This is a genomic window from Frigoribacterium sp. AP1, from assembly GCF_056680555.1.
Genome location: NZ_CM155288.1, coordinates 1,978,431 through 2,003,677, shown reverse-complemented (window position 1 = coordinate 2,003,677; position 25,247 = coordinate 1,978,431). Strand labels below are relative to the sequence as shown.

Sequence of the window (25,247 nt, the reverse complement as noted above, 5' to 3'; positions counted from 1 at the left end):
CCCCCGCCCTGCGCTACCGTCGGCGACATGTCCTTCAACGACGACGCGCGCCTCGACGGCAGCAAGGTCAAGCGACGCGGTCGTGGTCGCACGGTGGGTGTCGCCGGCGGCGGCATCGGCATCGTCGGCCTGATCGCCGTCTTCCTCATCAGCCAGGCCACCGGCGTCGACGTGGCGGGGCTGCTCGGCGGCGGCATGGCCGGCGGGGGCGCCCAGCCGGTCAGCGAGGGCGACCTGTCGTCCGAGTGCACCACCGGCGCGCAGGCCAACGACAGCGTCGACTGCCGCATGGTCGGTGCGGCCGACTCGCTCGACGCGTACTGGGCCGCCGAGGCCCCGACCCTCGGAATAACCGACTACCGCACCCCGGACTTCTTCCTCTTCAGCGGCTCGACCGACACCGGCTGCGGCGGGGCGACGAGTGCCACCGGCCCGTTCTACTGCCCGCCCGACGAAGCACTCTTCGTCGACACCGACTTCTTCGAGCAGCTCCGGTCGCAGTTCGGCGCCAGCGGCGGCCCCCTCGCCCAGATGTACGTCGTCGGCCACGAGTGGGGTCACCACGTCCAGCAGCTGACCGGCGCCTTCGACCGCGCCGACCGCAGCGGCACGGGGCCGGGCTCCGACACCATCCGGCTCGAGGTGCAGGCCGACTGCTACGCCGGCGCGTGGGTCGGCGCGGCCTCCACCGTGCAGGACGCCAACGGCACCACGTTCCTCGAGCCCGTGACGGACCAGCAGGTCGCCGACGCACTCGACGCGGCGGCCGCGGTGGGCGACGACCGCATCCAGTCCGCCAGCGGCGGCCAGGTCGATCCCGACACCTGGACGCACGGCTCGGCCGAGCAGCGCCAGAGGTGGTTCGAGACCGGCCGAAACCAGGGCGCGACGGCCTGCGACACGTTCTCGGTGCCGACCGACCAGCTCTGACGGCGAGGCCGACCCGCGCCTCCTGACCGGCGACGCCGCCACGACGTCACCGCCAGCCCGGCACGGCGCTTCCAGACAACTCGAAGTGAGCCCGCCGGACGACGACGGCGTGGAGGGCGCACACTTCACTCACCCTCGCGACGGCACAGGCGCCGCCGCGACGACAGCAGTGGAGGCACGTCATGGCACGACCGGGCAAGGCGATCGAGTTCGACGGGTACGGAGACGTCGACCAACTGCACTTCGTCGAGCAGCCGCTGCCGACACCGGCCGACGACGAGGTCGTCGTCGAGGTGATCTGCGCGGGCCTCAACCACATCGAGAACTTCATCCGGCGGGGAGACTTCGTCGACCGGCTGCCCCTCGACTTCCCGGCCCGCGAGGGCTCGTGCTTCGCGGGCATCGTGAAGAAGCGCGGCGCCGCGGTGCGCAACTTCTCGGTCGGTGCCGAGGTGATCGGCCACGCGGTCGGCGGTGGCGCGCACGCCACCTACATCGCCGTGCCGGCCAGCGCGGTGGTGCCGAAGCCGCAGCACGTCCCGTGGGAGGTCGCCGGCGGCCTCTACCTCGCGGGAGCCACCGCGTACGACACCGTCCGCAGCCTGCACCTCGGGCCGGACGACGTCGTCGTGATCACGGCCGCGGCGGGTGGCGTGGGCCACATCGAGTGCCAGCTCGCCCTGCAGCTCGGCGCGAAGGTGATCGGCACCTGCAGCCCGGGCAACCACGACTACCTGCGCTCGATCGGCGTCGTGCCCGTCGACTACGGCGAGGGCCTACGCGAGCGCATCGACAAGGCCGCGGGCACCGATCGCCACGTGACGGCGTTCATCGACAACTTCGGCGGGGACAACCCGGCGCTCAGTGCCGACCTCGGCGTGCTGCCGGCGCGGTTCAGCTCGAGCGAGGACCGCCTCGAGCGCGAGATCCGCTTCATCGGTGCCGAACGCGACGACACCGAGCCCGCGATGATCCTGTCGGCCCTGGCGAAGCTCATCGCCGAGAACAAGCTGCGCGTTCTCGTCTCGGGCTTCTACCCGTTCGACTACATCGCCCAGGCGTTCGAGGACCTCGCCGAGCAGCACTCACGCGGCAAGGTCGTCGTCGGCATGCAGCCGGTCGAGACCGGAGCACGGTCGCACTGGTACCTCTCGGGCAAGGCGCGGGCGGTCGCCGAGTCGCTCGGCTGAGCCTCCGCCGACAGAGCGCAGGAGGCGCGGGTCGGCAGACCACGCAGGCGTCAGCGGGGCAGCCGCAGCAACGCCCCCGGAGCCCTGACCGTCGCCGCGGCCACGTCCATGGCCCGCTCGAGGGCGGCCGACCAGTCGACGGAGCCGGGTTCGCGCCGCGCGGCGAGCAGCGAGGCGACGATCGACGCGAAGGTCGCGTCGCCCGCACCCATCGTGTCGACGACCTCGCCCTCGGCCGACGAGATGCCCCGCGTGAGGGCGGTGCCGTCCGTCCCGTCCGCCGACGGGGCCAGCACCAGGCTCGCCCCGGCCGAGCCGCGGGTCGCGAGCACTCCCCCGGTGCCCGACGCGAGGAGCGCCTCCTGCCAGTCGTCGAGGGAGCGCCCGGCGACGAGCTCGGCGTCGTCGTCGCCGATCTTGACGAGCAGGGTCGAGGCCGCGACCCGTTCGAAGCCGGCGGCGAAGTCGGCGATCTGGGCCGCCCCACCGGGCAGGAACCCCGGCCGCGGGTTCGGGTCGACCACCAGCCGCACGGGGTCGGTGCCGACCACCCGCAGCAACCGCTCGGTGAGGGCGGCGTCGTCGAACGGGTACGAGCTGACGGCGACCACGGGGGCGGCGTCGAGCACGGCGAGCTGCTCGGGCGAGAAGTCGAGACCGCGGGCGACGGCGGCGTCGGTGAAGACGTAGGTCGGCTCGCCGTCCACTCGCAGCGAGACCGCCCGGCCGGTGCCGAGGGAGTTGATCGTCGCGACGAGGTCGACGCCGTGCTCGGCGAGGAAGGCGCGGATCGACTCGCCGTCGGCGTCGTCGCCGATCGAGGCGAGCAGCGTCGTGGGGACGCCGAGGCGGCTGAGCCCCACGGCGACGTTGAGGCCGGCCCCGCCGACGTGGTCGGTCGAACCGTCGTCGGTGCGGAGTTCGTCGATGAGGGCGTCGCCGAGAACGGCGACCCGACCGTCGGTGGTGTCCATGGGGGTGCCTTTCGTCAGCGTGCCGGCAGCCACCCTATTCCGGCACGCGGCCGGGTCGCACTCCCCCGCTACGCTGGCCGACGTGACCGATTACGCACTGGCCGTCGACGTGGGCGGAACGAAGGTCGAGGCGGCGCTGGTCGCCTCCGACGGAACCCTGCTCGACGGCAGTCGCGACCGACGCCCCACCGGCGCCGCGTCGACGTCGGACGAACTCGCCGAGGCGGTCCGCGCGGTCGTCGCGCACGCCCTCGACGCCCTGCCCGACGGTGACGCCCTCGTCGGGGCGGGCATCGGCAGCGCCGGGCCGGTCGACCTCGTGCACGGCACCGTGTCACCGATCAATCTGCACGCCTGGCGGGGCTATCCGCTGCGCGAGCAGGTCGCGGCCCTCGCGGCCTCCACCCTGCCCGACGCCGCGCCCGTGACCCTGCGACTCGACGGCGTCAGTCTCGCCCTCGCCGAGCACTGGGTCGGTGCCACGCAGGGTGCCGACAACGCCCTGGCCATCACCGTCTCGACCGGCGTCGGCGGCGGCCTCATCGTCAACGGCCGCCTGCTCTCGGGCGGCACGGGCAACGCCGGCCACATCGGCCAGATCCAGATCGCCGACCGCCCCGCGGGCGAGAACGCCTGGTCGGCCACCCTCGAGGTCATCGCCTCGGGTCCGAACGTCGTCGCCTGGGCCCGCGAGCAGGGCTGGCAGGGCGAGCGCGGCGAAGACCTGGCGGCCGGCTACGTCGCGGGCGACGAGATCGCCGTCGCGGCCGTCCGCCGCTCGGCCAATGCCGTGGGCGAGGCGGTCTCGTCGGTCACCACGCTGCTCGACCTCGACGTCGTCGCGATCGGCGGCGGGTTCTCGCGCGTCAGCGACGACTACCTCGACCTGGTCCGGGCCACGGTCCAGGAGGCGCCGGTCAACGAGTACGCCCGTCGCGTCCGCGTCGTCCGCTCGGGTCTGAGCGACGAGAGCCCCCTCGTCGGGGCCGCCGCGCTCGTGTGGCGGGCCGAGCTGCTCGGCTGAGCCGCGCCTCCTGCGGTCGGTGACGCGCGCCTCCCGGCGTCGGTCGCTTCTCTGGGAACGGTCGTCGGCGGCCCGGCCTAGGCTGGGTTGCATCCCACAACGTCGTCGGAGTCCGTCGCGCCCTCGGGGCGCGCACCACCACCGCACCACCACTCGCAGAGAGGTCATCTCATGCCCACCACCGTCCCCGTCCTGCTCACGCCGTCCGCCGGCGCACCCTTCGAGCACTCCACCGTCGAGCTGCGCGACGTCGGCCCGAACGACGTCCAGATCGACATCGCGTTCGCCGGCATCTGCCACAGCGACATCCACCAGGCCCGTGAAGAGTGGGGCAAGGCCATCTTCCCCATGGTGCCCGGCCACGAGATCGCCGGCATCGTCACCGAGGTCGGCTCCGACGTCACCAAGCACAAGGTCGGCGACCGTGTCGGCATCGGCTGCTTCGTCGACAGCTGCCGTGAGTGCGAGAACTGCCTCGCGGGCGAGCAGCAGTTCTGCGTCAAGGGCAACGTCGCGACCTACAACGGCCGCCAGTACTCGGGCGAGCCCACCTACGGCGGCTACGCCAAGCAGATCGTCGCCGACGAGAACTACGTCCTGTCGATCCCCGAGGGCATCGCGCTCGACGAGGCCGCGCCGCTGCTCTGCGCCGGCATCACCACCTACTCGCCGCTGAAGCACTGGGGTGCCGGCCCCGGCAAGAAGGTCGCCGTCGTCGGCATGGGCGGGCTCGGCCACATGGCCGTCAAGATCGCGCACGCCATGGGTGCCGAGGTCACCGTGATCAGCCAGACGCTGTCCAAGCAGGAAGACGGCCTCAAGCTCGGCGCCGACCACTACTACGCCTCGAGCGACCCCGAGACCTTCGGAAAGCTGAAGAACTCGTTCGACCTGATCATCAACACGATCTCGGCCGACATGGACATCGACGCCTACGCCCGCACCCTGCGCCTCAACGGCACGATGGTGTTCGTCGGCCTGCCCGAGAACCCCCAGTCGTTCCGCGCCGGGTCGCTGATCGGCGGCCGTCGCAGCCTCGCTGGCTCGAACATCGGCGGCATCCCCGAGACGCAAGAGATGCTGGACTTCTGCGCCGAGCACCACATCGGTGCCGAGATCGAGACGATCGGCGCCGACGAGGTCGACGAGGCTTACGAGCGCGTCGTCGCCAGCAAGGTCCGCTACCGCTTCGTGATCGACACCGCGACGATCTAGCACCTGCCTGCACGCACGAAGGCCCCCTCCCGTCACGGGAGGGGGCCTTCGTCGGTGCGGAGCCGCCGGCGTCAGACGGATCCGCGCTCTACCCGGCGGGGGTGTTGAAGCGGCGCAGCCACCCGGCGAACTCGGCGAGCTCGTCGTCGGACCAGCCCTCGACGTGGTTGCGGAACACGGCACGGTTCTCGTGCCGCACCTCGAGCATGCGGCTCTCGGCGCGCTCGGTGCTGCGCAGGGTCATCACGCGACCGTCGGCCGCGTCGGGCACCACGTCGACGAACCCGGCCTCGCGCAGCAGGGTGACCTGCCTGCTGACCGCGCTCTTGTCCATCGCCATCGCCTTGACGATGTCGCCGGCGCTGCACGGCTGGTGCTTCATCACGTACCGCAGCACGTAGAAGGCCGTGGGGGGCACGTCCGGGTCGAAGCGCGACGCCGCGGCCGCGATCGTGCGCTTGGCCTCGACCATCATCGAGCCGATCTCGTCGACCACGCCGGCCATGAGGCCCTCACGCCCGTCGTCGTCCGGACCCGGGAGGCGCGGTGCGGCCTGGTCAGCTCTCTCGGCCCCGAGGAGGCGCGGTGCGGCCTGGTCGGCAGCGTCGCCCCCCGAGGGGCGCGCCGCGTCGAGCACCGCGCCCTCGGGCTGGCCGTCAACGGTCGGCTGCGACATCTTTCTCCTCGACCAGGGACGAGAACACCGGGCTCTCGGCCAGTTCGTCGGCGGGCACCGGGTGACCCGCCACCTCGGCGGCGCCCGTCGCGATGATCGTGTCGATGGTACCGGTGGCGGTCGTCGTGTGGCTGTGGTGACGGCGCTGCGCCTCGGCGACGCCGTCCCCTCCGTCGACGGGCGAGACCGGTGCGGGCGAACCGGAGAGGCCCGAGGTCGGGGCGGACGCCGTGGCGGGCGTGGAGGCCGTCGCCGGGGCGCTCGACACGGCGGGGGCCAGGCCGGCCGTGGCCGCGACTCCCTTGGCGGCCGGGGACGCGGCGTTCGCGTCGACCGGAGCCGCGCCTCCGTCGTCCGCCTCGGAGGTGCCAGCCGACGTCGGACCGTCGGTCGGGCCGTCCGTCTTCGCCGCCGCGCGCTGGAGGCCGGTCTTGGTGCCGAGCTCGACGTTCGGCAAGAGGCAGACGAACACGATGGTGATGATCGCCAGAGGGGCCGCGATGAGGAAGACGTCGGCGACGCCCTGCCCATAGGCCGACTCGATGATGGTGCGGATCGGGCCGGGTACGGTGCTGAGGTCGGGGATGCTCGTCGAGCCGCCGCTCCCGAGCGCACTCGGGTCGACCCCGGCGTCGGCCAGGCCGTCGCCGATGTAGCCCGAGACCTTGGTGCCGAGCACGGCGCCCATGACCGAGACGCCGATGGTGCCGCCCAGGCTGCGGAAGAACGCGACGCTCGACGAGGCCGCACCCACGACGCTGACGTCGACCGAGTTCTGCACGACGAGCACGAGGTTCTGCATCACCATGCCGATGCCGAGCCCCATCATCGCCATGAAGACGGAGACGATCGCGAAGTTCGTGTCGTACTCGATGGTCGACATGAGGAACAGGCCGGCGGCGAGCAGCACCGAGCCGACGATCATGTAGGGCTTCCACTTGCCGTACTTCGAGATGAGCGCACCGGCGACCATCGACGAGATGAGCAGGCCGAGCACCATCGGCAGGGTCAGGATGCCCGCCATGGTCGGCGACTGACCGCGGGCCAGCTGCATGTACTGCCCGAGGAAGACGCTGGTGCCGAACATCGCGACGCCGACGCTGAGCGAGGCGACGACCGCGAAGGTGAAGGTGCGGTTCTTGAAGAGCGTGAGGGGGATGATCGGCTCTTTCGAGCGGAACTCCACGACGACGGCGAGGGCGAGCAGCACGGCCGCACCGACGCCCATCAGCCAGCTGGTGGTCGAGGCCCACTCGAACTGCTTGCCGCCGAGCGACACCCAGACGAGCAGCAGCGAGACGCCGCCGGCGATCAGGCCCGCGCCCCAGTAGTCGACGACGACGGTCTTCTTGGGCTTCGGGGGCAGGTGCAGGGTGCGCTGGATGACGATCAGGGCCGCGACGCCGACGGGCACGCCGACGAAGAAGTTCCAGCGCCAGCCGATGCTGTCGGTGAGCACGCCACCGAGCAGCGGGCCGCCGATGGTGCCGACGCTCATCACGGCGCCGAGGTAGCCCATGTACCGGCCGCGCTCGCGCGGGCTGATGATGTCGCTCATGACGACCTGCACCAGGGCGGTGAGTCCGCCGGCGCCGAGGCCCTGGAAGACGCGGAAGGTGATCAGGGTCGCGGTGTTCTGCGAGAAGCCGGCCGCGACCGAGGCGAGCACGAACAGGACGAGCGCGACCTGCAGAAGCACCTTGCGGTTCGTGAGGTCCGAGAACTTGCCCCACAGCGGGGTGCTCACGGTGGTCGCCAGCAGGGTCGCGGTGATGACCCAGGTGTACGAGGTCTGGCTGCCGTTCAGGTCGCTGACGATGCGCGGCAGCGAGGTCGACACGACGGTCGACGAGAGGATCGCCACGAGCATGCCCATCAGCAGGCCCGACAGGGCCGTGAGGACTTCGCGGTGGCTCATGCCGGGCGCTTCGCCCGGTTCGTGGGGTGCCGCGGGCTTCGTGCCCGCGGCGGTCGTGGTCTGCGACAAGGTGCGCTCCGGTGGTTCGAGATGGTGAGGGACTGACCGCCGTTGGCCGGGTCCGTTGGTTGCAGAACGTCAACCATACGCTTTCGTTGACGATTCGCAACCATTTCGCTGCAGTTGCTGCAGAAATCTTTCTCGAGCTCCGCGACGCGGTCGCGGGGGGGGGGGGGGGGGGGAACGCAGGAGGCGCGGTGCGAGTCCTCCTCGCACCGCGCCTCCTTCAGGGTCTTCCGGGTCAGCGGACCTCTTCGGGCCGTTTCTGCCGGAACATCTCGGCCGGTTGGTGCTCGCCGTTCCAGACCTGGGTGATGCCCCAGGCGACGGCCATGAGCGGCACGGCGATGACGGCGCCGACGACGCCGCCGAGGATGGTGCCGGCGGTCAGGGCGACGAGGATGACCAGGCCGTGCAGCTGCAGCGTGCGGCCCATCAGCACCGGCTGCAGGAAGTTGCCCTCGAGCTGGTTGACGACCACGACGATGCCCACGACGATCAGCGCCTGGACCGGGCCGAGCGCGACGAGGGCGACGAGTGCCGCGAGGATGCCCGCGGCCGTGGCGCCGACGAGCGGGATGAACGCCGTCAGGAAGACGATGACCGCGAGCGGGAGGGCCAGCGGCACCCCGACGATCCAGAGGCCGACGCCGATGCCGATGGCGTCGACCGCGGCGACCGTCGCAGTGCCCCGGACGTAGCCACCGAGCGTCGTGACCGTCTTGTCGCCGATGCGGCGGGCGCGGGCATAGTTCTCACCCTTGAACGGGCGGAGCAGGAACTCCCAGATTGCCGGGCCGTCCTTGAGGAAGAAGAACAGGACGACGATCATCAGGACGAGGCCGGTCGCGAAGCTGCCGACGGCCGAAGCCCCGGCGAGTGCGCCCGAGCCGAACTGCGAGCTCGTCACGAAGTCGACGGCCGCGTTGCGGACGTCGTCGATCTGCTGGTCGCTGATCGAGAACGGCAGGGTCGTGATCCAGTCCTGCAGCTTGTTGAAGCCCGAGGTGGCGGAGTCGGCGAGCGAGCTGGCCTGGTTCTCGACGGCCCAGACGATCAGCCAGGCGACGAGGCCGAGGATGATCAGGACGGCGAACAGGCAGATCAGGGTCGCGAGCACCGAGGGCACCTTGTGACGGCGGAGGAAGGCGACGACCGGCAGCATGGCCGACGCGAAGATCAGCGCGAGCAGCACCGGCAGGGTGACCAGGCTCAGGCTGAGGAAGACGTAGATGACGCCGATCGTGACGATCAGGACGGCGATGATCTGTACGGCGCGCGTCGCGAGGGTGCCGAACGCGTCGGCCCAGAGGGAGTGCCGGACGGCGGCGTCCTCGCGGGCCACCTCGGCTTCTTGGCTGCGGAAGAGTCCCACGGTGTCGTCCTCGTTTCTGGTGGTGCGGGGGTCGAGAGGGGTGCCGGACGGGGCACGGCCCGGGGGCCGGATGCCCGAGGGCTTGCGGAAGCGTCGGGGGTGATCGGCCCGACTAGGACAGCCAACCCCGTCACGAGAACATCGGGCCGGATCGGTGCCCCCGCGGCTCGACGCGCGCCTAGCGTGGAGGGCATGCCGACCTCCGTCCTCGTCGTGTCCGACACCCACGTCCCGCAGAAGGCCAAGGCCGTGCCGGGGGTCGTGTGGACCGCGGTCGACCGGGCCGACGTCGTCGTGCACGCGGGCGACTGGACCGGCGAGCCACTGCTCGACGAGTTCGAGGCCCGCGCGCGCCTCCTGATCGGGGTCTGGGGCAACAACGACGGCGACGGGCTGCGCGCCCGCCTGCCCGAGGTCGCCCGCACGACGATCGAGGGCGTGCGCCTCGCCGTCGTGCACGAGACGGGAGCCAAGGAGGCGCGCGAGAAACGCATGGACCGCCTCTTCCCCGAGACCGACCTGCTGCTGTTCGGGCACAGCCACATCCCGTGGGACACGACGACGCCTGCGGGCCTGCGCCTGCTGAACCCGGGGTCGCCCACGGACCGCCGACGCCAGCCGCACGCCACCTACCTCACGCTGACCCTCGACGCGGGCGAGGTGCGCGACGTGGTGCTGCACGACCTGCCCGTGGCCGCACGGGACCGCACGGGGGTGCGTCCGCACCCCCGCATGACGACCTAGCCGGCGGGCGTCTCGGCCGGGGCCGACTCAGCCGGGGTCGGAGACGGGCTGGCCGTGCCCGACTCGGTGTAGCTGTTGCCGGCGGCGGTGACGACGAAGCTGCGGAACTCCTGCACCGTGAACGGCCGGCTGCCGTCGTACTTCTGACCGTTGACCAGGACCGTCGGGGTGCCCGTCAGGGCGTCGAGGTCGCTGTTCGGCAGGGGCCCGTCGATGGCGCGCTGCGTCGACGCCGTCACCCAGGAGCCGAACTCGTCGTCGTCGATGCACCCCGTGATGTCGCTCGCCTTCGTCACCCCGTCGACGCCGGTCGCGATGTCGGCGAGTTGCGAGTCGTCGAGACCGCGGGTGCCCTCTTCGGGTTGCTGCTCGAACATGGCGGTGTTGAAGTCGAAGAACGAGTTCGGCGAGTAGTTCGCCACGCAGGCCGCCGCGTTGGCCGCCCGGTTGCTGTACTTCGTGCCGAGTGACTGGTTCGTGAGGATGGCGACCGGGTGGTACTCGACCGTCGCCGCACCCGACTCGACGAGCCCGCTGATGTAGTCGTTGTTGGCCTGCTCGAACTCGCCGCAGATGGGGCAGAGGTAGTCGAGGTAGACGACGATGTCGACCGTGTCGCTGGACGCCGTGGTGGCCGACGCCGTGGGTTCGTCGTCGGGGCCCAGGGCGCCGGTCTGCACGGCCTCGAAGCCCTGACCGATCTTGATGCCGTCGCTCGCCATGTTGGCGGGCCCGGGACCGGCCGGACGGATGCTGTTCGTGATGACCAGCACGACGCCCACGACGATGGCGATCACGACGAGGGCGAGGCCGCCCTGCAGCGCCCACTTGCCGGCGCGTTGGCGACGCTTCTGCTTCTGGCGGGCGAGCTGGGCCTTCTGGCGAGCCGCCGCGCGCCGCTGGTTCTTGGTCAACGACGAGTCGTCGGGATTCAGGTCAGTCATGGGGCTCCGGTGCGCGACGGCCTCGCATGGTCGCGTCGAGCGGGTGGTGGGGACGGTCGCCACGAGTCGTGGCCACGAAACATGGTACGAGGCGAGCCTGGCAGAAGTCCGCAGGCGGGGGCGAGGCGGGGGTGGAGGTGAGGTGCGCTCGTGGCGAACCGAGAGATTTTCATGGCATGCTGATCGGTGGTGGTCACCGCAGACCTCTGAGGTTGATCACCGTCCATTCACAACGGATCGTCCGGCACGTACCTGCCGGTGAAGGAGAAGATCATGGCGTCAGTCACGTTCAGCAAGGCAACTCGTCTCTACCCCGGCTCCACGCGCGCCGCGGTCGACGGCATCGACCTCGAGGTCGCCGATGGCGAGTTCCTCGTGCTCGTCGGCCCCTCCGGCTGCGGCAAGTCGACCACCCTGCGCATGCTCGCGGGCCTCGAAGAGGTCAACTCGGGTGACATCTACATTGGCGACCGCAACGTCACCGACGTCCCGCCGAAGGACCGCGACATCGCGATGGTCTTCCAGAACTACGCGCTGTACCCGCACATGACGGTCGCCGAGAACATGGGCTTCGCCCTCAAGATCGCCGGCGTCGGCAAGGAAGAGCGCGCCACCCGCGTCCTCGAGGCCGCCAAGCTGCTCGACCTCGAGCCCTACCTCTCGCGCAAGCCCAAGGCCCTCTCGGGTGGTCAGCGTCAGCGCGTCGCCATGGGCCGCGCGATCGTGCGTCAGCCCCAGGTGTTCCTCATGGACGAGCCGCTGTCGAACCTCGACGCCAAGCTCCGCGTGCAGACCCGCACCCAGATCGCGTCGCTGCAGCGCCGCCTGGGCGTCACCACGGTCTACGTCACGCACGACCAGACCGAGGCCCTCACCATGGGTGACCGCATCGCCGTGCTGAAGGACGGCGTCCTGCAGCAGGTCGGTACACCTCGCGACCTGTACGAGAAACCGCAGAACGTCTTCGTCGCCGGCTTCATCGGCTCGCCCGCCATGAACCTGCTGCCCGCCGACGTCGTCGACGGTGGCATCCAGTTCGGCACCGCCGTCACCGCGGTCGACCGCGACACCGTCGGCCAGGCCAACGGCAAGAGCGTCACCGTGGGCGTCCGCCCCGAGGACGTCGTGGTCAACACGACCGGCGAAGGCCTCGCGGTCACCGTCGACGTCGTCGAAGAGCTCGGCGCCGACGGCTACCTCTACGGTCACACCGAGGTCGACGGCAACCGCGTCGACGTCGTCGTCCGCGTCGACGGTCGCAACCACCCCAAGCTGGGCGAGACGATCTACGTCACCCCGCAGGCGCACCACGTGCACGTCTTCGACACCGAGAGCGGCGAGCGCCTCGGCGACAAGGCCGTCGTCAGCGCGTAGCACCCCGTCGGGTCGGCCCGTCGAGTCCGCTCGGAGCACTCCTCCGATCGACCCGGCGGGCCGTCCCGCGTTCCGGCCCCGCGCCTCCTGACCTCCCCCGCCGCCTCGCCTCAGGCGGCGCTCCCCCGCACGAGAGGCCCTCATGCCCGACTCCCTGAACATCACCTCGGCCACCGCCGACCCGGCACTGCTCGACCTGCCCTGGTCCCTGCCGCTCGACGAGTGGCCCGACGAGGCCATCGCGACCCTGCCCAAGGGCATCTCGCGGCACCTCGTCCGGTTCGCGCACCTCAGCGGCTTCGTCATCGCCATCAAAGAGACGTCGGGCGAGATGGCCCGTGGCGAGTACGAGATGCTGCGCACGCTCCAGCGCATGGACATCCCGTGCGTCGATCCGCTCGCCGTCATCACCAACCGTCAGGACGCCGACGGCAGCCCGCTGAACCCCGTGCTGGTCACCCGGCACCTCAAGTTCTCGCTGCCCTACCGGGCGCTGTACTCGCAGACGCTGCGCCCCGACACGGCCCGTCGCCTCGTCGACGCACTGGCGTTGCTGCTCGTCCGGCTGCACATCATCGGCTTCTACTGGGGCGACGTGTCGCTGTCGAACACGCTGTTCCGGCGTGACGCCGGCGCGTTCGCCGCGTACCTCGTCGACGCCGAGACCGGAAAGCTCTACCCGGGCGGCCTCTCGAACGGTCAGCGCGAGAACGACCTCGAGGTCGCCCGCGTCAACATCGCCGGCGAGCTGCTCGACCTCGAGGCCGGTGGTCGCCTCGACGACAACCTCGACCCGGTCGACGTCAGCAACGGCATCGTCGCCGCGTACCGCAGCCTCTGGACCGAGCTGACCGGTGCCGAGACCTTCGACAGCTCGGAGCGCTGGCGCATCAACGACCGCGTCGAGCGCCTGAACGACCTGGGCTTCGACATCGAAGAACTCGCGATCAAGACGGCCGAGGGCGGCAGCCAGGTCAAGATCCAGCCCAAGGTCGTCGACGCGGGGCACCACTCCCGCCGCCTGCTGCGACTCACCGGCCTCGACGTCGAAGAGAACCAGGCCCGTCGCCTGCTGAACGACCTCGACGCCTACCGCATGCGCACCGACCAGTCGGATTCGGACGAAGAGATGATCGCCCACGAGTGGGCCTCGCGCGTCTTCGAGCCCGTCGTGCGGTCGATCCCCCGTGACCTGCGCGGTCGGCTCGAACCGGCCGAGGTGTTCCACCAGCTGCTCGAGCACCGCTGGTACCAGTCGCAGGCCGAGAACCGCGACGTGCCGATCGCCGAGGCCCTCACCTCGTACATCAACGACGTGCTGCGGCACCGTCGCGACGAGCAGATGGTCATCGAGCCGGCGACCGAGTCCATCACGCTGCCCGAGGCCGCCCAGCTCGAGGCCGACGAGGACTGGCGCAGCAAGGTCTGAGGACGCAGGAGGCGCGGGTCGGCACCCAGCCGACCCGCGCCTCCTCGAGGCCCCGTGTCTCGCGGGTGCCCGTGCCTACTTCTTCTTGCGCTCGGCGCGCAGCTTCGAGATCTCGTACAGCGTGACCGAGGCCGCGATGCCGGCGTTCAGCGACTCGACGGCGCCCGTGATGGGCACCGACACGATCGCGTCGCAGGTCTCGGCGACGATGCGCGACAGACCCTTGCCCTCGCTGCCGACGACGACCACGATCGGGCGGTCGGCGAGCTCGAGACCGGGCAGCATGACGTCGCCGTCACCGTCGAGGCCCACGACGAACACGCCCTGCTCTTTGAACGACTTGAGGGTCTGCGTCAGGTTCGACGCCATCGCGACCGGGATGCGCGCGGCCGCACCGGCCGAGGTCTTCCAGGCCGACGCCGTCAGGCCCACCGAGCGACGCTGCGGGACGATGACGCCCTGCCCGCCGAACGCGGCCACCGACCGGATGATCGCCCCGAGGTTGCGCGGGTCGGTGATCCCGTCGAGCGCGACGAAGAGCGGCTTCTGCTGACGCTTGACCGCGGCCTCGAGCAAGTCGACCGGGTGCGCGTACTCGTACGGCGGCACCTTGAGCGCGACGCCCTGGTGCACGGAGTCGTGCCCGGTGATGCGGTCGAGCTCGGGGCGCATGACCTCGAGGATCGGCAGTCCGCGACGGGTGGCGAGCTGCAGGATCTCCTTGGTGCGCTCGTCCATCTCGATGCGGGCGGCGATGTAGAGGGTCGTGGCCGGGATGCGCGTCCGGAGGGCCTCGACGACCGAGTTGCGCCCGGTCACCATCTCGTGGTCGTCGGCCGACTTCGGACGGCGTCGGGGTGCGTCGGGCCCGCCGCGACCGGCGATCGGCGAGCCGGCGCGGGGACCGGCTCCGCCACGACCGCGCGCCGCCTCGAGCCGCTCGCGCGCCGCCTTGGCCTTGCCCGCGGGGTGGTACGGGCGGTCCTCGGCCGCGGGAGTGGGCTTCTTGCCCTCGAGCGCCTGGCGCCCCTGCCCGCCGCTGCCGACCTGCTTGCCCTTGCTGCCCTGACGCACGGCACTGCTGCCGGGACGGCCCTTGCGTGCTCCGCTGGTGTTCTTCACTGTTCGAGGCTCCAATGCGACCCGCTGGGGGTGTCTTCGATGGTGATGCCGGCGCCCGTCAGGACGCCTCTGATCTCGTCGGCCCGCGAGAAGTCGCGATCGGCCCGGGCTTGCTGGCGTTCGGCCAAGAGTACGTCGACGAGCGTGCCGAGCGCGCGGTGCGCGTCGCCCTCGTCCCCGGCACGCCACTCGGGCGCCGTCGGATCGATGCCGAGCACGGCCACCATGGCGGCCACGTGCTGCCAGGCGCGCGCGGCGGCGTCGAGGTCGCCGTCGTCGAGGGCCACGTTGCCGGCCCGTACCGTGTCGTGCAGCACGGCCACGGCCTGGGGCACGTTGAGGTCGTCGTCCATCGCCTCGCCGAATTCGTCGGGCACGACGCGGGCTCCGACCCCGGCGAAGCGCGTGTCGGCGAGGCGGCGCCGCGCCCGCTCGAGGAACGTCTCGACGCGGTCGAGCGCGGCCTCGGCCTCGAGCAACGCGCCCTCGTGGTAGTCGATGGTCGACCGGTAGTGCGCGGCGCTGAAGAAGTAGCGCACGACCACGGGCCGGGCCTGCGCCAGGAAGTCGGCGGCGAAGATGGAGTTGCCGAGGGACTTCGACATCTTCTGGCCCTCGACGGCGACGAGGCCGTTGTGCATCCAGTGCGAGGCGAAGCCCATGCCGGCCGCGGTCGACTGCGCCAGCTCGTTCTCGTGGTGCGGGAACCGCAGGTCGAGCCCACCGCCGTGGATGTCGAACGCCTCGCCGAGGTAGCGAGCGGACATCGCCGAGCACTCGATGTGCCAGCCGGGTCGCCCTTCGCCCCAGGGCGAGGCCCACGAGGCGGACTGGGGCTCGTCGGACTTGTGGCCCTTCCACAGCGCGAAGTCGCGGGGGTCGCGCTTGCCCCGCGGGTCGGCGTCGGCCGCGGGTGCCATGTCGTCGATCGACTGGTTGGTCAGGGCACCGTAGGTCGGCCAGCTGGCGGTGTCGAAGTAGACGTCGCCCGAGCCGTCGGGGGCCACGTACGCGTGCCCCTTGTCGAGCAGCGTCGTGATGATCTGCTGCATCTCGCTGACGCTGGCGGTCGCCCGGGGCTCGTAGGTCGGCGGCAGGATGCCGAGCGCCTGGTAGCCCGCGGTGAACTCGAGCTCGTAGCGGTAGGCGCGCGCCCACCACTCTTCGGTCGTGTCGGCGGCCAGCGCGAGGATCTTGTCGTCGATGTCGGTGACGTTGCGCACGAGGGTGACGTCGAGGCCGCGGTAGGTGAACCAGCGGCGCCAGAGGTCGTAGACCAGGGCCGAGCGGAGGTGTCCGATGTGGGGCGACGACTGCACGGTGGGTCCGCAGACGTACAGCCCGACCTGGCCGGGCACGAGCGGGACGAAGTCGACGAGCGCCTGCTGACGGGAGTCGTAGAGCCTGATGGTCACGTGATCAGCCTATTTGACGCGGCTCCGGCCGCGTCGCCCGCGGACGACCCGTCGCGCGTGACGAGTGCCGTCGCGATCACGGCCACGCCCTCGCCTCGGCCGGTGAAGCCGAGCCCGTCGGTCGTCGTGGCCGACACGCTGACCGGGGCACCGACCACGCGGGTCAGCCCGACTTGCATCTCGACGCGTCGGGACGACAGCCGGGGGCGGTTGCCGATCACCTGGACGGCGACGTTGACCGGTGCGGCCCCCGCCGCCGCGAGCAGCTCGAGGGTCGCCGAGAGGAAGACGTCGCCGGACGCCCCGGCGAAGCGGGGGTCGTCGGTGCCGAAACTCGACCCGATGTCGCCGAGACCCGCCGCCGAGAGCAGGGCGTCGACGATCGCGTGGGCGACCGCGTCGCCGTCGCTGTGGCCCGCGAGGCCCGCCTCGCCCGGGAAGTGCAGCAGCCCGAGGTGCATCGGCTGGGTCGCGTCGAACGCGTGGACGTCTGTGCCGACCCCGGTCAGGAGGCGCGGGCCCGGTCGACCGGTCGTCTCGCGCCCCGGCCCGGTCGCCTCGCCCTCGGCGACGATCGTCTCGGCCCGACGCAAGTCCCACGGGGTGGTGATCTTGAAGGCCACGGGGTCGCCCGCCACGATGCGGACGCGGTGGCCGGCGGCGGCGAAGAGCGCCGCGTCGTCGGTGTGCTCGCCGGACGCCGCCCTGTAGGCGCGGTCGAGGGCGGCACGGGGGAAACCCTGCGGCGTCTGCATGGCCACGAGTTCGCTGCGGTCGACGGTGTCGACGACGAAGGCGGCGTCCCCGTCGACGCGTTTGATCGTGTCGGTGACCGGCAGGCCCGGCACGACGCCGTCGCCGGTCGCCTCGACGGTCGTGGCGACCAGGTCGAACTGGGCGGTGGGCGTGAACGGCCGGGCGCAGTCGTGCACCAGCACGATCTCGACGTCGGGCCCCAGGGCCGTCAGGCCGGCCGCGACGGACTGCTGACGCGTGACGCCGCCCACGACGACGGAGGCGTAGCCGCGGGCCGGGCCGGCGACGGCGTCGACGAGGGCGCGGGACTCGTCGACGAGCGCCTCGGGGACGACGACGACGACCTGTGTCGGCACGACCGACGCGAAGACCGCGTCGAGCGAACGTTCGAGGATGCTGCGCCCGGCCACTTCGACGAAGGCCTTCGGCCTTCCGAGGGCGAGGCGCGTACCGCTGCCGGCCGCAACGACGACGACCGCCCGACCGGCGCCGGACGGGGTGTGGACCCCACCGTCGTCGACCGAGCGGTCGTCGGGAGTGCTAGGACGCAAGGACCTCGTCGAGGACGCTCGACGCCTTCTCTTCGTCGGTCTTCTCGGCGAGCGCGAGCTCGCTGATCAGGATCTGACGAGCCTTGGCGAGCATGCGCTTCTCGCCGGCCGAGAGGCCGCGGTCCTGATCGCGACGCCAGAGGTCGCGGACGACCTCGGACACCTTGATGACGTCACCGCTGGCCAGCTTCTCCAGGTTCGCCTTGTAGCGGCGCGACCAGTTGGTCGGCTCTTCGGTGAAGGGGGCGCGGAGCACGTCGAAGACGCGGTCCAGCCCTTCTTTGCCGATGACGTCTCGCACGCCGACCAGGTCGACGTTGTCTGCGGGTACTTCGATGGTCAGATCACCCTGGGTGACGCGAAGCTTGAGGTACAGCTTCTCTTCGCCCTTGATGATCCGCTTCTTGACTTCTGAGATTGTCGCTGCCCCGTGATGCGGGTATACAACGGTCTCGCCGACCTCGAACTGCATGAATCAGGCTCCATTCTGCGACACCCAGGATACCATAAGCAGTCGTTGGTAAGGCTGCCCTAAGGAACCGACCCCTGCGGGCGCGGATAAGCTGGACGACGTACGTTTGTCGTGACGCTGATCCTGGAGGACACCTGTGCGAGCCCCAACCCTGAAGTCGCGCGGCTTGACGACGCGGCTCGTCTCGGCCGCCGCCGTCGGCGCCGCGGTCGTCCTGACCGCCGCCGGGTGCAACTTCATCAGCCCGCAGGCCACCACCAAGCAGTACGACGCGAGCGACGGCACGAGCGTGAACGTCGGCGACATCCAGGTGCGCAACGCGATCGCCCTCACCGCGAGCGAGGGTGACGGCGGCACCGCCAGCCTCAGCATGGTCGTGCTCAACACGAGCGACGAGGCCGCCGAGGTCTCGTTCGAGTACCCCACGACCTCGGGCAAGAAGACGCAGACCGTCGAGGTCGACGGCTCGTCGCAGGTCTCGCTCGGCACCGAGCCCGGCCAGGACCAGTTCCTCATGGAGTCCCTCGACTCCGACCCGGGCGCCCTCGTGACGATCTTCGTCCAGTACGGCACCGAGACCGGCAAGTCGTTCGTCGTCCCCGTGCTCACCGGCGCGCTGGGCGAGTACGCCACCCTGCTGCCCTCGCCCACGCCGTCCACCGAGGCCACGCCGTCGTCGACGCCGCTGCCCGAGGCGACCGAGCAGGCACCGTCCTCGTCGCCGACGCCGTAGCGTCCCTCCCCCGTCAGCCGAGAGGCCCGGCCCGCCGTGTGCGGTGCCGGGCCTCTCGCGTCTGACGCACACCGCGCCTCCTGGGTTCTCGACGCGGTCGGGTGGACCCTCGGCCCGTGCCCTCGGGTCAGGCCTCGATGCGGTAACCGAGGCCGCGCACCGTGACGAGCGCCTTCGGCTCGGACGGCACGGCCTCGATCTTCGAGCGGATGCGCTTGATGTGCACGTCGAGGGTCTTCGTGTCGCCGAAGTAGTCCGACCCCCAGACCCGGTCGATCAGTTGACCGCGCGTGAGCACGCGGCCGGCGTTGCGCATGAGCAGCTCGAGCAGCTCGAACTCCTTGAGAGGCATGGCGACGTCGTCGCCGCGGACCGTCACCACGTGCCGCTCGACGTCCATGCGGATGTCGCCCGCCTCGAGCATCGAGTCGGACAGGTCGTCGGGGTCGACGCGGCGGCGCAGCACGGCCCGGATGCGGGCGAGCAGCTCTCGGGTCGAATACGGCTTGGTGACGTAGTCGTCGGCACCGAGCTCGAGACCGACCACGATGTCGACCTCGCTGTCCTTCGCGGTGAGCATGACGATCGGCACCTGGGACTTGGTGCGGATCACGCGGCAGACCTCGGTGCCCGGGATGCCCGGGAGCATGAGGTCGAGCAGCACGAGGTCGGCACCGGTCTTGTCGAAGGCGGTGACGGCGGCCGGGCCGTCCTCGGCCACGCTCACCTGGTAGCCCTCGCGCTGCAGGATGTAGGCGAGCGGCTCGCTGAGGGACTCTTCGTCCTCGACGATCAAGATGTGGGTCATCGGGTCTCCATGGTCATCGTGTCTCCTGGGGCTCTGGTGCCGAGGCGGCCGTGGTCGGGATCGATCGGGTGTCGGGGTCGACGTCCGCGGCCGGCAGGCGCAGGGTGAAGGTCGACCCCTTGCCGACCTGCGACCAGACGCGCACGTCGCCACCGTGGTTCTGCACCACGTGCTTGACGATGGCGAGCCCGAGGCCCGTGCCGCCGGTCCGTCGAGACCGGGCCGGGTCGACCCGGTAGAACCGCTCGAAGACCCGGTCGAGCTCGTCGTCGGGGATGCCGTAGCCCTGGTCGGTCACTGAGATCTCGACCACCCCGCCCGTGTCGAGGGTGGCCCCGATGCCGACCCGCGACCCGTCGGGCGAGTAGTTGATGGCGTTCGCGACGAGGTTGTCGACGGCCGTGACGAGCATGGCCTGGTCGCCGATCACGTGCGCGTGCTTGCCGCCCCGGACGACGAGGTCGATGCCCCGCGCCTCGGCACCCACGCGGTTGCGGTCGACGGCGGTGTCGACCACGGTGCGGACGTCGACCGAGTCGCTGGTCTCGAGCGCGTCGGTCGCCTGCAGACGCGACAACTCGATGATGTCCTGGGTGAGGCGACCGAGCCGACCGGCCTCACGGGTCAGACGGGCGGCGAAGTGGCGCACCTGCTCGGGGTCGGCCGACGCGGACTCGAGCGCCTCGGCGAGCAGGCCGACGGCGCCGATGGGCGTCTTGAGTTCGTGGCTGATGTTGGCGACGAAGTCACGACGCATGTCGTCGAGCCGACGCCCCTCGGTGCGGTCCTCGGCGAGCACCAGCACGAATCGTCCGCCGAGCGCCGCGGCCCGCACGTGCACGGCGATGGTGGCCTCGCTGCCGGGCAGGCGCGGCAGGGTGAGTTCTTCGACCACGGGGTCGCCGTGCCGACGCACCGCGTCGACGATCGTCTCGAGTTCGGGGTGCACGAGGTGCTGCTGGGCCGAGACCAGGCCGAGCTGGCGCGCCGCGGCCGAGGCCTTGAGCACGTTCCCCGAGGGATCGACCACGAGGCCGGCCGACTCGAGCGCGTCGAGCACGGCGTCGATGCCGTCGGGCAGGGCGACGTCGACGAGCGCCGCGGCACGCACGGCCCGTCGGTGGGCCGAGACGACGACCACCACGATCGCGGCGCCGACGACGACCCCGAAGGCCAGCGACAACGGCACCAGCCAGGCGGATTCCATGTCGTTCACAGTAGTGACCCCCCGGTGGGTGGATGAACGGGAGGTCGTCCCATCCGCTGTACTTTGGTCAGAGTTCAGGCGGTGATCACCGGTCGTTAACCTTCACCGGAGAGCATCGTCGGGACTGTGCGGGCGACTCTGCCCCCACGTCACGAGCCGAGCGTGCGTCCCGCACGTCGCTCACAGCCACCGTGCTCCCAGGGCCACCGAGCCCCCACGACGAGAGGGTCGAACACGACATGCGCGAGGTATTCCAGCAGGAACTCCTGGAGGTGCAGGAGCGTCTCGTCGAGATCGCCGGCCTCGTCGCCGTCTCGATCGCGAACGCGACCACGGCCTTCAACGAGTCGAACGTCTCGTTGGCCGAGCAGGTCATCGCCGACGACGACAAGATCGACGAGCGCGCCATCGCCCTCGACGAGTTGGCCATCGACATCCTGGCCCGTCAGAACCCGGTCGCCCGCGACCTGCGCATCGTGGTCAGTGCGCTCCGCATCAGCGCCTCGCTCGAGCGCATGGGCGACATGGCCGAGCACATCGCCCAGCTCGCCCGCTACCGGTTCCCCGAGAAGGTCGTGCCGAAGTCGCTGCGCCCGACCTTCAAAGAGCTGGGCGAGCTCGACGTCGCCATCGCGAACAAGCTCACCGAGCTGCTCACGACCGAGGACGTCCGCCTGGCCGAAGAGATCCGCAACGACGACGACCGCATCGACGAGCTGCACCTCAGCGTCTTCGACAAGGTGCTCGGCGAGACCTGGAAGGGCGCGGCCGTCGACACGGTCGACTCCACCCTCGCGTCGCGCTACCACGAGCGCTTCGCCGACCACGCGGTGTCGATCGCCAAGAAGGTCCAGTACCTCGCCACCGGCGACTGGGTCGCACCCGAGGTCTGATCGACTGCGACCTGCAGGAGGCGCGGTGTCCGTTCGACGGGCACCGCGCCTCCTGCGTTCGGTCGGGGCCTCCGCCGTCCGCGAGGATGGGAGCATGGCTTCAGTCGCGATCCTCGTCAACGGTCTGCCCGGATCGGGCAAGACCACCCTCTCGGCCACGCTCGCGGGGGTGCTCGGGTGCCCGTTGCTCGCGAAGGACCCCGTCAAGGAGGCGCTGGTCGACCTGGCCGGGCCGATGATCGCCCCCGAGGCCCTCGGCGGCATCGCGATGGACACCGTCTGGGCGATGGCGGGCGAGGTCGAGGCGGGCGTGGTGGTCGACGCGTTCTGGCACCGGGAGCGCGACCTCGAGTTCGCCCGGGCCGGCGTCGAGCGTGCCGGCTCGCCCCGCACCGTCGAGGTGTGGTGCGACGTCGACCCCGAGGTGGCCCTGCAGCGCGTGGTCGACCGGCTCGCCGCGGGCGGCCGGCACCCGGCGCACGGCACGGTCGAATCGGCCCGCGCCGCCTGGCCGGCCCGGGTGGCCGGTGCCGAGCCCCTCGGGCTGTGGCCGGTCATCCGCGTCGACACGAGCGCGCCCGTCGACATGGACGACCTGGTCATGCAGATCAGCGCCCGGTTCGTCTGACCGCCGCCCCGAACCCTGTCGTGCCGGGGGTGCCGGACGCCGAAGCGCCCCACGCCCCCGAGGACGGGGCGCGGGGCGCGGGGACTTCAGGAGGCGCTATTTCTTGCCCTGGTTCGCGACCGCGGCGGCACCGGCGGCGGCGGCCTCGGGGTCGAGGTAGCGGGCCGGGCCGGTCGGCACGAAGTCGTCGTCGAGCTCGTAGACGAGCGGGATGCCCGTGGGGATGTTCAGCTCGGCGATCTCGTCGTCGCTGATGCCGTCGAGGTGCTTGACCAGCGCACGCAGCGAGTTGCCGTGTGCGACGACGAGGGTGACGTCGCCGGCGGCCAGGCTCTCGGTGATGTCGCTGTGCCAGTAGGGCAGCATGCGCTCGATGACGAGCGCGAGCGACTCGGTGCGCGGGGCGTCGATGCCGAGTTCGGCGTAACGCTTGTCGTGCGCCTGCGAGAACTCGCTGTCGTCGTCGAGCGGGGGCGGCGGCACGTCGAACGAGCGACGCCAGGTCTGGAACTGCTCGGGGCCGTACTGCTCGAGCGTCTGCGCTTTGTCCTTGCCCTGGAGCGCACCGTAGTGACGCTCGTTGAGGCGCCACGAGCGCTTGACGTCGATCCAGAGGCGGTCGGCCTCTTCGAGGGCGATGTCGGCGGTCTGGATCGCCCGGGTCAGGCGCGACGTGTAGAGGATGTCGGGCAGCAGGTCGGCCTCGCGCAGCAGCTCGCCGGCACGCTTGGCCTCTCGGCGGCCCTGCTCGGTGAGCCGCACGTCGACCCATCCGGTGAAGAGGTTCTTCGCGTTCCATTCGCTGTTGCCGTGACGCAGGAGGATGAGGGTCGAAGTCATGCCGCCAGCGTATCGCGACGGCCCGATGGCAGACTTGGCGCATGCCCATCGGTTCCGTCACCCGCGGCACGACCGGCACCAACCGCCTCCGGCGCGTCGATCGCTGGATCGCCGCGCACCCGTCGTTCCGACGGGCGGACGACCCGCTGGTCGTCGACCTGGGGTACGGGGCGAGCGCGACGACTCCCCTCGAACTGCACCAGCGCCTCCTCGAGGTGCGCGACGACGTCGAGGTCGTGGGCATCGAGATCGAGCCCGAGCGCGTCCGACTGGCCAGCCTGTCGGCGCGGCCCGGTGTGAGCTTCCGACGAGGCGGCTTCGAGGTGCCGCTCGACGGCGACCGACGACCGGCGGTAATCCGGGCGTTCAACGTCCTGCGGCAGTACGACGAGTCGCAGGTCGCCGACGCCTGGGCGCTCATGACGGCACGGCTGCAGCCCGGTGGCGTCCTCGTCGAGGGCACGTGCAACGAGGTGGGGCGCGTGGCGAGCTGGGCCGACGTGACGCCCGCGGGGCCCACGACCTTCACGATCTCGCTGCGGCTCGCCGGGCTCGAGCTGCCCTCGATCGTGGCCGAACGGCTGCCCAAGGCGTTGATCCACCGCAACGTCCCGGGCGAGCGGGTGCACGACCTGCTCGTCGACCTCGACCGGCAGTGGGCGGTGGCGGCCCCGCTCTCGGTCTACGGGCCGGTCCAGCGGTGGCTCGCGACGGTGCACGGGCTGCGTGACGCGGGCTGGCCGGTGCAGGGCGGGCGGTCACGGTGGCGGCTCGGCGAGCTCTCGCTGCCCTGGGCCGCGGTCGCCCCCCGCGACTGACCCTGGGCGGGTCTGCTCAGACGCGGGCCAGCCGGGCGCGGGCCTCGTCGTGGTCCAGTCCGGTGGCCATCAGGAGGTCGACGAGCAGCGGGCGCAGCATCAGCACGATCATCGCCTCGGTCACGGGCGCGCCGGGCAGCACGACCGTCGGGTCGAGTCGACGGGCGACGGCCGACAGGGCCTCACGGGCGACGGGCCGCTGCTCGACGTCGTGCACCGACCGGCCGAGCACGGCGACCGCTCGCGAGGTCGACTCGAGCAGGTCGGCCAGAGCCGACCGGTCGACACCGTCGCCGAGCTGGGTGTCCAGCCGCCGGGCGACCACCCGCAGGTTGCGCACGGCGAGGTCGACGTAGCGCCGCACCGTCGCCTGCTGCCGCAGGTCGGGCAGCCGAGACCGCAGGAACGGCGACAGCCGGGCGATGGACTCGGCGGACTCGAGGGTGGACGACCAGTCGTCGAGCACCGGCTGCGTGGACCGCAGGCGCTCGAGGGCGTCGTCGGCCCGTGGGGCGTCGTCGGTGCGGAGGGCGCCGACCAGCGCCGCGAAGGCCCGGTCGACCTCGTCGAACAGGCGCCGGGCGTCGTGACGGGCCAGGCCGACCGGGTCACGGGGCACGATCGCCGTGACGAGCAACGCCACCGCTCCCCCGACGGCACCGTCGATGCTGCGCACGAACGCCCCGCCGTCGGGGTCGGGCAGCAGCATGACGAGCATGGACTGGGTCGCGGCAGCCGCGGCGAAGGCGCTGCTCGACGAGAAGAACCGCGCGACCAGCAGCGTCACGAACAGCACGAGGGCGATCTGCCACAGCCCCTTGCCCACCACCATGAGCAGCACCTCGCTGAGCGCGATGCCGATCAGCACGCCGACGGCGTTCTCGAGCACCCGTCGCGGGCGGGCGTCGCGGGCCAGGCCGAGGGACGAGATCGTGATCGTGACGGCCAGCAGGGGGATCGCGTGCCCGAGCCCGTAGTGCGTGATGGCGTAGGCCCCGGCCACGGCGAGCACGATCTGTACGATCGCCGGACCGGACGCGATCGTGCGCGCCGTCGCGTCGCGCACGTCGAAGGACGAGGAGGCGCGGTGCCAGCCGCGTCGCAGCCCGCCGCCGCGCGTCGGCCCGGTCACGACCGGGCCCGGGTGCACT

24 protein-coding genes are annotated in these 25,247 nt (G+C 71.2%); 11 read left to right on the top strand and 13 right to left on the bottom strand.

The genetic code is table 11. The annotated features are described in order from the left end of the window. Positions 1-27: 27 nt before the first annotated feature. Together ypfJ and AC1MBW_RS09575 are read left to right on the top strand one after the other, a co-directional pair. Positions 28-930, top strand: a complete 903-nt coding sequence (gene ypfJ / locus AC1MBW_RS09580) for a KPN_02809 family neutral zinc metallopeptidase (protein ID WP_480024307.1) — start codon at positions 28-30, stop codon at positions 928-930. A 182-nt stretch (positions 931-1,112) separates the two neighbouring features. Then, entirely contained in the window at positions 1,113-2,120 is a 1,008-nt protein-coding gene (locus AC1MBW_RS09575; protein WP_054146851.1) for an NADP-dependent oxidoreductase, read from the top strand. Positions 2,121-2,170: 50 nt separating this feature from the next. Here AC1MBW_RS09575 and AC1MBW_RS09570 read toward each other — a convergent pair whose 3' ends face one another. After that, positions 2,171-3,094 (bottom strand): carbohydrate kinase family protein, encoded by a 924-nt coding sequence (locus tag AC1MBW_RS09570; protein WP_480024306.1) that lies wholly within the window; start codon positions 3,092-3,094, stop codon positions 2,171-2,173. An 82-nt stretch (positions 3,095-3,176) separates the two neighbouring features. Between AC1MBW_RS09570 and AC1MBW_RS09565 the strand changes: the two genes are divergently transcribed. Both AC1MBW_RS09565 and AC1MBW_RS09560 read left to right on the top strand, forming a co-directional pair. Further along, the gene (locus tag AC1MBW_RS09565; protein WP_480024305.1) at positions 3,177-4,118 is read left to right on the top strand and encodes an ROK family protein; all 942 of its coding nucleotides are present in this window, start codon (positions 3,177-3,179) and stop codon (positions 4,116-4,118) included. A gap of 171 nt (positions 4,119-4,289) precedes the next feature. After that, positions 4,290-5,333: an NAD(P)-dependent alcohol dehydrogenase gene (locus tag AC1MBW_RS09560; protein WP_054146853.1), complete on the top strand. Its 1,044-nt coding sequence runs from the start codon at positions 4,290-4,292 to the stop codon at positions 5,331-5,333. Positions 5,334-5,421: 88 nt separating this feature from the next. On the opposite strand, the gene AC1MBW_RS09555 is transcribed toward AC1MBW_RS09560, so the two are convergent. The 3 genes from AC1MBW_RS09555 to AC1MBW_RS09545 all read right to left on the bottom strand — a co-directional run bounded on the left by AC1MBW_RS09555 (position 5,422) and on the right by AC1MBW_RS09545 (position 9,362). After that, entirely contained in the window at positions 5,422-6,009 is a 588-nt protein-coding gene (locus tag AC1MBW_RS09555; RefSeq protein WP_054146854.1) for a MarR family winged helix-turn-helix transcriptional regulator, read from the bottom strand. After that, on the bottom strand, positions 5,990-7,927 hold the full coding sequence (locus AC1MBW_RS09550) for an MDR family MFS transporter (RefSeq protein ID WP_480024304.1): 1,938 nt from the start codon (positions 7,925-7,927) through the stop codon (positions 5,990-5,992). Before AC1MBW_RS09550 ends, AC1MBW_RS09555 begins: the two co-directional genes overlap by 20 nt. Positions 7,928-8,228: 301 nt before the next feature. After that, positions 8,229-9,362: an AI-2E family transporter gene (locus AC1MBW_RS09545; protein WP_054146855.1), complete on the bottom strand. Its 1,134-nt coding sequence runs from the start codon at positions 9,360-9,362 to the stop codon at positions 8,229-8,231. A 192-nt stretch (positions 9,363-9,554) separates the two neighbouring features. Between AC1MBW_RS09545 and AC1MBW_RS09540 the strand changes: the two genes are divergently transcribed. After that, on the top strand, positions 9,555-10,106 hold the full coding sequence (locus AC1MBW_RS09540; RefSeq protein ID WP_480024303.1) for a metallophosphoesterase family protein: 552 nt from the start codon (positions 9,555-9,557) through the stop codon (positions 10,104-10,106). Here AC1MBW_RS09540 and AC1MBW_RS09535 read toward each other — a convergent pair. After that, positions 10,103-11,050 carry a DsbA family protein gene (locus AC1MBW_RS09535; RefSeq protein WP_480024302.1) on the bottom strand — a complete coding sequence of 316 codons (948 nt, stop codon included), beginning with the start codon at positions 11,048-11,050 and terminating at the stop codon, positions 10,103-10,105. The genes AC1MBW_RS09540 and AC1MBW_RS09535 overlap by 4 nt on opposite strands. 273 nt (positions 11,051-11,323) lie before the next feature. Here AC1MBW_RS09535 and AC1MBW_RS09530 point away from each other — a divergent pair, with 273 nt between their 5' ends. Beyond that, positions 11,324-12,424, top strand: a complete 1,101-nt coding sequence (locus tag AC1MBW_RS09530; protein WP_043597318.1) for an ABC transporter ATP-binding protein — start codon at positions 11,324-11,326, stop codon at positions 12,422-12,424. A gap of 142 nt (positions 12,425-12,566) precedes the next feature. Then, complete coding sequence (locus AC1MBW_RS09525) at positions 12,567-13,853, top strand: DUF4032 domain-containing protein (protein WP_480024301.1); 1,287 nt, start codon at positions 12,567-12,569, stop codon at positions 13,851-13,853. Positions 13,854-13,928: 75 nt separating this feature from the next. Here the strand turns inward: AC1MBW_RS09525 and rlmB are convergent, their stop codons facing one another. Genes rlmB through AC1MBW_RS09505 form a run of 4 tightly spaced genes read right to left on the bottom strand, consistent with a single transcriptional unit; the run spans position 13,929 to position 18,169 of the window. After that, positions 13,929-14,975, bottom strand: coding sequence for a 23S rRNA (guanosine(2251)-2'-O)-methyltransferase RlmB (gene rlmB / locus AC1MBW_RS09520; protein ID WP_480024300.1), 1,047 nt, complete (start codon positions 14,973-14,975; stop codon positions 13,929-13,931). Next, entirely contained in the window at positions 14,972-16,390 is a 1,419-nt protein-coding gene (cysS, locus tag AC1MBW_RS09515) for a cysteine--tRNA ligase (RefSeq protein WP_480024299.1), read from the bottom strand. The genes rlmB and cysS overlap by 4 nt, the downstream gene beginning before the upstream one ends. Further along, entirely contained in the window at positions 16,387-17,697 is a 1,311-nt protein-coding gene (gene ispD, locus AC1MBW_RS09510; protein ID WP_480024298.1) for a 2-C-methyl-D-erythritol 4-phosphate cytidylyltransferase, read from the bottom strand. Before ispD ends, cysS begins: the two co-directional genes overlap by 4 nt. After that, positions 17,687-18,169 (bottom strand): CarD family transcriptional regulator, encoded by a 483-nt coding sequence (locus tag AC1MBW_RS09505; RefSeq protein ID WP_043597211.1) that lies wholly within the window; start codon positions 18,167-18,169, stop codon positions 17,687-17,689. The genes ispD and AC1MBW_RS09505 overlap by 11 nt, the downstream gene beginning before the upstream one ends. 166 nt (positions 18,170-18,335) lie before the next feature. Here AC1MBW_RS09505 and AC1MBW_RS09500 point away from each other — a divergent pair, with 166 nt between their 5' ends. Continuing rightward, positions 18,336-18,902, top strand: coding sequence for a hypothetical protein (locus AC1MBW_RS09500; protein WP_054146861.1), 567 nt, complete (start codon positions 18,336-18,338; stop codon positions 18,900-18,902). A gap of 127 nt (positions 18,903-19,029) precedes the next feature. On the opposite strand, the gene AC1MBW_RS09495 is transcribed toward AC1MBW_RS09500, so the two are convergent. Both AC1MBW_RS09495 and AC1MBW_RS09490 read right to left on the bottom strand, forming a co-directional pair. Further along, positions 19,030-19,710 (bottom strand): response regulator transcription factor, encoded by a 681-nt coding sequence (locus tag AC1MBW_RS09495; RefSeq protein ID WP_043597216.1) that lies wholly within the window; start codon positions 19,708-19,710, stop codon positions 19,030-19,032. Positions 19,711-19,723: 13 nt separating this feature from the next. Next, positions 19,724-20,917: a sensor histidine kinase gene (locus tag AC1MBW_RS09490; RefSeq protein WP_054146889.1), complete on the bottom strand. Its 1,194-nt coding sequence runs from the start codon at positions 20,915-20,917 to the stop codon at positions 19,724-19,726. 239 nt (positions 20,918-21,156) lie between these two features. Between AC1MBW_RS09490 and phoU the strand changes: the two genes are divergently transcribed. Together phoU and AC1MBW_RS09480 are read left to right on the top strand one after the other, a co-directional pair. Further along, complete coding sequence (gene phoU / locus AC1MBW_RS09485; protein WP_043597221.1) at positions 21,157-21,810, top strand: phosphate signaling complex protein PhoU; 654 nt, start codon at positions 21,157-21,159, stop codon at positions 21,808-21,810. A gap of 94 nt (positions 21,811-21,904) precedes the next feature. After that, a complete protein-coding gene (locus AC1MBW_RS09480; RefSeq protein WP_480024297.1) occupies positions 21,905-22,438 on the top strand; it encodes a P-loop nucleotide/nucleoside kinase family protein in 534 nt (177 codons plus the stop codon). Between the two features lie 96 nt (positions 22,439-22,534). Here AC1MBW_RS09480 and AC1MBW_RS09475 read toward each other — a convergent pair whose 3' ends face one another. Beyond that, complete coding sequence (locus AC1MBW_RS09475) at positions 22,535-23,278, bottom strand: phosphoglyceromutase (protein WP_043597224.1); 744 nt, start codon at positions 23,276-23,278, stop codon at positions 22,535-22,537. Positions 23,279-23,319: 41 nt separating this feature from the next. Here AC1MBW_RS09475 and AC1MBW_RS09470 point away from each other — a divergent pair, with 41 nt between their 5' ends. Next, a complete protein-coding gene (locus AC1MBW_RS09470) occupies positions 23,320-24,096 on the top strand; it encodes a class I SAM-dependent methyltransferase (protein ID WP_480024296.1) in 777 nt (258 codons plus the stop codon). A 16-nt stretch (positions 24,097-24,112) separates the two neighbouring features. Here the strand turns inward: AC1MBW_RS09470 and AC1MBW_RS09465 are convergent, their stop codons facing one another. After that, positions 24,113-25,228, bottom strand: coding sequence for an FUSC family protein (locus AC1MBW_RS09465; protein WP_161805536.1), 1,116 nt, complete (start codon positions 25,226-25,228; stop codon positions 24,113-24,115). Between the last annotated feature and the right edge of the window lie 19 nt (positions 25,229-25,247).

Bases quoted from the DNA above. Each gene is read 5' to 3' on its own strand.
- ypfJ (WP_480024307.1), top strand. From the start codon at position 28: ATGTCCTTCAACGACGACGCGCGCCTCGACGGCAGCAAGGTCAAGCGA.
- AC1MBW_RS09575 (WP_054146851.1), top strand. From the start codon at position 1,113: ATGGCACGACCGGGCAAGGCGATCGAGTTCGACGGGTACGGAGACGTC.
- AC1MBW_RS09570 (WP_480024306.1), bottom strand. From the start codon at position 3,094: ATGGACACCACCGACGGTCGGGTCGCCGTTCTCGGCGACGCCCTCATC.
- AC1MBW_RS09560 (WP_054146853.1), top strand. From the start codon at position 4,290: ATGCCCACCACCGTCCCCGTCCTGCTCACGCCGTCCGCCGGCGCACCC.
- AC1MBW_RS09555 (WP_054146854.1), bottom strand. From the start codon at position 6,009: ATGTCGCAGCCGACCGTTGACGGCCAGCCCGAGGGCGCGGTGCTCGAC.
- AC1MBW_RS09550 (WP_480024304.1), bottom strand. From the start codon at position 7,927: ATGAGCCACCGCGAAGTCCTCACGGCCCTGTCGGGCCTGCTGATGGGC.
- AC1MBW_RS09540 (WP_480024303.1), top strand. From the start codon at position 9,555: ATGCCGACCTCCGTCCTCGTCGTGTCCGACACCCACGTCCCGCAGAAG.
- AC1MBW_RS09535 (WP_480024302.1), bottom strand. From the start codon at position 11,050: ATGACTGACCTGAATCCCGACGACTCGTCGTTGACCAAGAACCAGCGG.
- AC1MBW_RS09530 (WP_043597318.1), top strand. From the start codon at position 11,324: ATGGCGTCAGTCACGTTCAGCAAGGCAACTCGTCTCTACCCCGGCTCC.
- AC1MBW_RS09525 (WP_480024301.1), top strand. From the start codon at position 12,567: ATGCCCGACTCCCTGAACATCACCTCGGCCACCGCCGACCCGGCACTG.
- AC1MBW_RS09505 (WP_043597211.1), bottom strand. From the start codon at position 18,169: ATGCAGTTCGAGGTCGGCGAGACCGTTGTATACCCGCATCACGGGGCA.
- AC1MBW_RS09495 (WP_043597216.1), bottom strand. From the start codon at position 19,710: ATGACCCACATCTTGATCGTCGAGGACGAAGAGTCCCTCAGCGAGCCG.
- AC1MBW_RS09490 (WP_054146889.1), bottom strand. From the start codon at position 20,917: ATGGAATCCGCCTGGCTGGTGCCGTTGTCGCTGGCCTTCGGGGTCGTC.
- phoU (WP_043597221.1), top strand. From the start codon at position 21,157: ATGCGCGAGGTATTCCAGCAGGAACTCCTGGAGGTGCAGGAGCGTCTC.
- AC1MBW_RS09480 (WP_480024297.1), top strand. From the start codon at position 21,905: ATGGCTTCAGTCGCGATCCTCGTCAACGGTCTGCCCGGATCGGGCAAG.
- AC1MBW_RS09475 (WP_043597224.1), bottom strand. From the start codon at position 23,278: ATGACTTCGACCCTCATCCTCCTGCGTCACGGCAACAGCGAATGGAAC.
- AC1MBW_RS09470 (WP_480024296.1), top strand. From the start codon at position 23,320: ATGCCCATCGGTTCCGTCACCCGCGGCACGACCGGCACCAACCGCCTC.